5 protein-coding genes are annotated in these 5,061 nt (G+C 73.5%); 3 read left to right on the top strand and 2 right to left on the bottom strand.

What is annotated here, in order from left to right; translation table 11 throughout:
- Positions 1 to 341: 341 nt before the first annotated feature.
- Both CCN44_RS33140 and CCN44_RS33135 read right to left on the bottom strand, forming a co-directional pair.
- On the bottom strand, positions 342 to 566 hold the full coding sequence (locus CCN44_RS33140; RefSeq protein WP_059255075.1) for a DUF3263 domain-containing protein: 225 nt from the start codon (positions 564 to 566) through the stop codon (positions 342 to 344).
- 14 nt (positions 567 to 580) lie between these two features.
- Positions 581 to 1,864, bottom strand: coding sequence for an ABC transporter substrate-binding protein (locus tag CCN44_RS33135; protein WP_445684407.1), 1,284 nt, complete (start codon positions 1,862 to 1,864; stop codon positions 581 to 583).
- Positions 1,865 to 1,975: 111 nt separating this feature from the next.
- On the opposite strand from CCN44_RS33135, the gene CCN44_RS33130 reads away from it, so the two are divergent.
- The 3 genes from CCN44_RS33130 to CCN44_RS33120 all read left to right on the top strand — a co-directional run.
- Positions 1,976 to 2,920 (top strand): ROK family protein, encoded by a 945-nt coding sequence (locus CCN44_RS33130; protein ID WP_189397429.1) that lies wholly within the window; start codon positions 1,976 to 1,978, stop codon positions 2,918 to 2,920.
- Positions 2,921 to 3,036: 116 nt separating this feature from the next.
- Entirely contained in the window at positions 3,037 to 4,164 is a 1,128-nt protein-coding gene (gene nagA / locus CCN44_RS33125; protein ID WP_086701946.1) for an N-acetylglucosamine-6-phosphate deacetylase, read from the top strand.
- A gap of 121 nt (positions 4,165 to 4,285) precedes the next feature.
- A partial coding sequence (locus CCN44_RS33120) for a 1-phosphofructokinase family hexose kinase (protein ID WP_107502134.1) occupies positions 4,286 to 5,061 on the top strand: 776 nt, incomplete at its 3' end.

Below are 5,061 nucleotides of genomic sequence, written 5' to 3'. Positions count from 1 at the left end.
CTCCGCCCCTGGACCCCGCCTTCGCCCACCCGCCACCCGACTCGGTCGGCCGAGAGGGCACCCGCCCGGCACACACGCAACCGACTCACGCGGCTCCGCTCCTCACCCCAACCGGGCCCACCGGGGAACCACCCCGCTGGTCACCGAGGAGGACCCGCCCCACCCGGTCGCCGAGGAGGCCGCGGCCCCACTCGGTCACCGAGGAGGACCCGCCCCATCCGGTCACCGAGGAGGACCCGGCCCCACTCGGTCGCCGAGGGGGCGCCCAGCCCGGACCGGTGGGAGGGAGCCCGCCCCGGGGACCGGCCAGAAGGCGTGTCCTGCTCCCCGGTGGGCCGGCGTCAGCGTTCCGTGCGGCGGGTTTCGCGGAGGCGGCGGAGGCGGTTGATCGTGACCGGGTCGTGGGCCAGGGCGCGCTCGTCGTCCAGGAGGGCGTTGAGCAGCTGGTAGTAGCGGACCGGGGAGAGGTCCAGCTCCTCGCGGATGGCCCGTTCCTTCGCGCCGGGGCCGGGGAAGGACCGGCGCTCCAGCGCGAGGATGGCCTGTTCGCGGGTGCCCAGTTCCATGCCGGCCACGGTACCTAGTCCGCGTTGCTGCTGTCCGCCGCCATGGCCGTCGACTGCAGGCGGGTCAGGACGCCGGCGGGGCTGCCGCCGGGGGCGACGGCCTGGCCGATGTTCTGCTTGACGGCCGCGCTGACCGCCGCCCAGGAGGTCTTGCCGACGGGGTACAGCTCGGAGGTGGGCAGCTGCTCCAGGAACGGGCGCAGGGTCTTGTCGACGGGCTCGTCGGACGCGGCCATCGTGTTGGAGGCGGAGCCGGTGACCGGCAGCAGCCCGTACGTCCGGGAGAAGTCGAGGACGTTCTTCTCGGTGTAGACGAAGTCGAGGAAGTCGCCGATCTGGTCGGCGTGCCCGTTCTGCTTGAAGGCCATCATCCAGTCGGCGACGCCCATGGACGCCCTGGCCTTGCCGGTGCGGCCCGGCATCGGCACCATGCCGAACTTCACGCCCTTCTTCTCCGCCTGCTGGATCAGCGTGGGGTGCCCGTTGAGCATGCCGACCTGCCCGTCGGCGAACGCGGCGAAGGCGTCCGCGCGGTTGAGCTTGCCGGGCGCGACCGGACCGGTCAGGTCCTTGCCGACCAGCTCGTCCTTGAGCCAGCTGAAGGTCTCGACGTTCGCCGCGGAGTCGATGGTGTACGTGCCGACGTCGTCGGTGTAGCCGCTGCCGCCGTTGCCGCCGCTGAGCAGCCACTGCATGGTCTCGGCCTGGGCCTCCTCGGGCCCGAGCGGCAGCGCGAACGGGTACTTCACGCCCTTGGCCTTGAGCGCCTCGGCGTCCGCGGCCAGCTGGTCCCAGGTGGTGGGCGGGGTGATGCCGGCCTTGCTGAACAGTGTCTTGTTGTAGAAGAGCACGCGCGTGGAGGCGGCGAACGGGATGCCGTACTGCGTGTGCTTCCACTGGCCGGCGTCGGAGAGCTGGGAGAGGAAGTCGGCCTGGGTGCGGATCGAGAGCAGGTCCGAGGCCGGGTAGAGCTTGCCCGCGGCGGCGTAGTCGGCGTAGGCGCCGATCTGGGCCAGGTCGGGGGCGTCGCCGGCCTCGACCATCTCCTTGACCTTGCGGTCGACGTCGTTCCAGGAGTAGACGCTGACCTCGATCTTCACCCCGGAGTGCTGCTTCTCGTACTCCTTGACCAGGGCGTCCCAGTACTTCTTGGAGCTGTTGGCGGCGGAGTCGCCGTAGTCCGCCGCGACCAGTCTCAGGGTCACGTCGGAGGAGCCCGTGCTCCCGCAGCCGCCGAGAACCGCCGTCATGCCCAGTGCGGACACCACCGCGATCGTTCCTGCCGTACGCCGACGCACCCTCAAAGCCCCAACCCTGCTGTCTGACCGTTCAACATATGGACACATAAGGTCTACACCACGTGAGTGGACTAGACCTCTCCCGGGTGGGGGCGTCACACTAGGCGCGTGGTGAGACATGTCATCGCCCTCGACGTGGGCGGTACCGGGATGAAGGCCGCCCTCGTCGGCGACGACGGCGCGACTCTGCACCGCGCCCGCCGCGCCACCGGCCGCGAACGCGGTCCCGAAGCCGTCCTCGCGGACATCCTCGACTTCGCCGCCGAGCTGCGCGCCCACGGCGTCGAGCACTACGGCGAGCCCGCCGGCGCGGCCGGCATCGCGGTCCCCGGCATCGTCGACGAGACCACCGGCACCGCCGTCTACGCGGCCAACCTCGGCTGGCGGGACGTCCCCCTGCGCGCCCTCCTCGCCGACCGGCTCGGGGTGCCCGTCGCCCTCGGCCACGACGTGCGCACCGGCGGCCTCGCCGAGGGCCGGATCGGCGCGGGCCGGGGCGCGGACCGGTTCCTGTTCGTGCCGCTGGGCACCGGCATCGCCGGCGCGATCGGCATCGACGGGCGGGTGGAGGCCGGCGCGCACGGCTTCGCGGGCGAGATCGGCCACATCGTCGTACGGCCCGGCGGCGCGCCCTGCCCCTGCGGGCAGCGCGGCTGTCTGGAGCGGTACGCCTCCGCGTCCGCGGTCAGCGCGGCCTGGGCGGCGGCCTGCGGCGACCCGGACGCGGACGCCGCCGACTGCGCCGGGGCCGTCGCGTCCGGCGATCCGAACGCCGTCCGGGTCTGGCGGGAGGCGGTGGACGCGCTCGCCGACGGCCTGGTCACCGCGGTCACCCTGCTGGACCCGCGCACGCTGATCATCGGTGGCGGGCTGGCCGAGGCGGGGGAAGTGTTGTTCCGACCCCTGCGGGACGCCGTCCGGCAGCGGGTCACCTTCCAGAAACTGCCCACCATCGTCCCCGCCGCCCTCGGCGACACGGCCGGCTGCCTGGGCGCGGGGCTGCTCGCGCGGGACCTGCTGACAGCCACTTCAACGACTCCGGAGGTAAGCACCTGATGGCAACCGAGCGGGACGATCAGGCTCCGGGCGGGAGCGGCGCCCAGGAAGGGGCGCGGGGCGGTACCGAGACGCGGCTCCAGCGCGGGGCGGGACAAGCCCCCACCGGCCCCCAGGTGCTCACCGGCGCGAACGTGGTCCTTCCCACCGGCACGGTGAAGGGCGGGCAGCTGGCCGTGGAGGGCAGGCGCATCACCGGTACGCCACCGGCCGGCGCCCGGCGCATCGACGTGACCGGCCACTGGCTCGTCCCCGGCTTCGTCGACATCCACAACCACGGCGGAGGCGGAGCGTCCTTCTCCGGTACCGCCGAGGACATCCTCACCGCCATCCGCACCCACCGCGCGCACGGCACCACCACCCTCGTCGCCTCCACCGTCACCGACGAGATGGATCTGCTGGTCCGCCAGGCCGGCCTGCTCAGCGAGCTGGCCGAGCAGGGCGACATCGCGGGCATCCACTTCGAGGGCCCGTTCATCTCCCCGTGCCGCAAGGGCGCGCACTCCGAGGAACTGCTGCGCGACCCCGACCCGGCCGAGGTCCGCAAGCTGATCGACGCGGCGCGCGGCAAGGCCGCGATGGTCACCCTCGCGGCCGAGCTGCCCGGCGGCATCGACTCCGTACGCCTGCTCGCCGAGCACGGCGTCATCGCGGCGATCGGGCACACGGACGCCAGCTACGAGCAGACGGTCGAGGCGATCGACGCGGGCGCCACGGTCGCCACCCACCTCTTCAACGCCATGCCCGCCCTCAACCACCGCGCGCCCGGCCCGATCGCCGCCCTGCTGGAGGACGAGCGGGTCACGGTCGAGCTGATCAACGACGGCGTCCATCTGCACCCCGCCGCGCTGGAACTGGCGTTCCGTCACGCGGGCGCGGAGCGGGTCGCGTTCATCACCGACGCGATGGACGCGGCCGGCACCGGCGACGGCCGCTACATGCTCGGCCCGCTGGAGGTCGAGGTCAGCGAGGGCGTGGCCCGGCTGGTGGAGGGCGGTTCCATCGCGGGGTCCACGCTCACCCTGGACCGCGCGTTCCAGCGGGCGGTGACCGTCGACAAGCTGCCGGTGGAGGACGCCGTGACCGCCCTGTCGGCCAACCCCGCCCGCCTGCTGGGCCTCTCCGACCGCATCGGCTCCCTGGAGCCCGGCAAGGACGCCGACCTGGTGCTGCTGGACGCGGACTTCGCGCTGAAGGGCGTGATGCGGCAGGGCGAATGGGTGGTAGCGCCCCAACTGCCCTGATCCGTACCGGTGTCGAGGAGGCGGTGGCCGACCCGCGCACTGGGCCGACCGCCGTCTCTTTGGCATGATCGTGGCCCCGGAAGCCGCGACAGGCGCATGGAATCGAGGGAGGTCGGCCCGGGTGATCCTCACGGTCACACTGAACACCGCTCTCGACATCACCTATCGCGTCCGGTCCCTGCGCCCGCACGCCTCGCACCGCGTCTCCGAGGTCGTCGAGCGGCCCGGCGGCAAGGGCGTGAACGTGGCCCGGGTGCTGGCCGCGCTCGGTCACGAGGTGACGCTCACCGGCTTCGCGGGCGGCCCGACGGGCGAGGTGCTGCGGGAGGCGCTCGCGAGCACACCCGGGCCGGTGGTCGACGCGCTGCTCCCGGTCTCCGGAGCGACCCGGCGCACCATCGCGGTCGTGGACGAACTGACCGGCGACACCACCCAGCTGAACGAGCCCGGCCCGCAGATCACCCCGGCCGAGTGGGGCACCTTCCTGGACCGGTACGACGCACTCGTGCCCGGCGCCTCGGCGGTGGCGCTCTGCGGCAGCCTGCCGCCGGGGGTGCCGGTCGGGGCGTACGCGAACCTGGTCCGCACGGCCCGGTCGGCCGGCGTCCCCGTCCTGCTGGACACCAGCGGCGAACCCCTGCGCCGCGGGGTGGCCGCCCGCCCGGACATCATCAAACCGAACGCCGACGAACTGGCCGAACTCACCGGTTCCCACGAACCCCTGCGCGCCACCCAGGACGCCCGCCGACGGGGCGCCGGTGCCGTGGTCGCGTCTCTGGGCGCACAGGGCCTGCTGGCGCTCACCCCGGAGGGCCGCTGGCGCGCGGTCCCGCCCGCCCCCGAGTACGGCAACCCCACCGGCGCCGGCGACTCGGCCGTCGCCGGCGCCGGTGGGGT

The sequence above is a fragment of the Streptomyces tricolor genome (assembly GCF_002155905.1).
Lineage (GTDB): Bacteria > Actinomycetota > Actinomycetes > Streptomycetales > Streptomycetaceae > Streptomyces > Streptomyces tricolor.
Note: the sequence above shows the minus strand (reverse complement) of the source record. Positions and strands in the feature narration are given on the sequence as shown.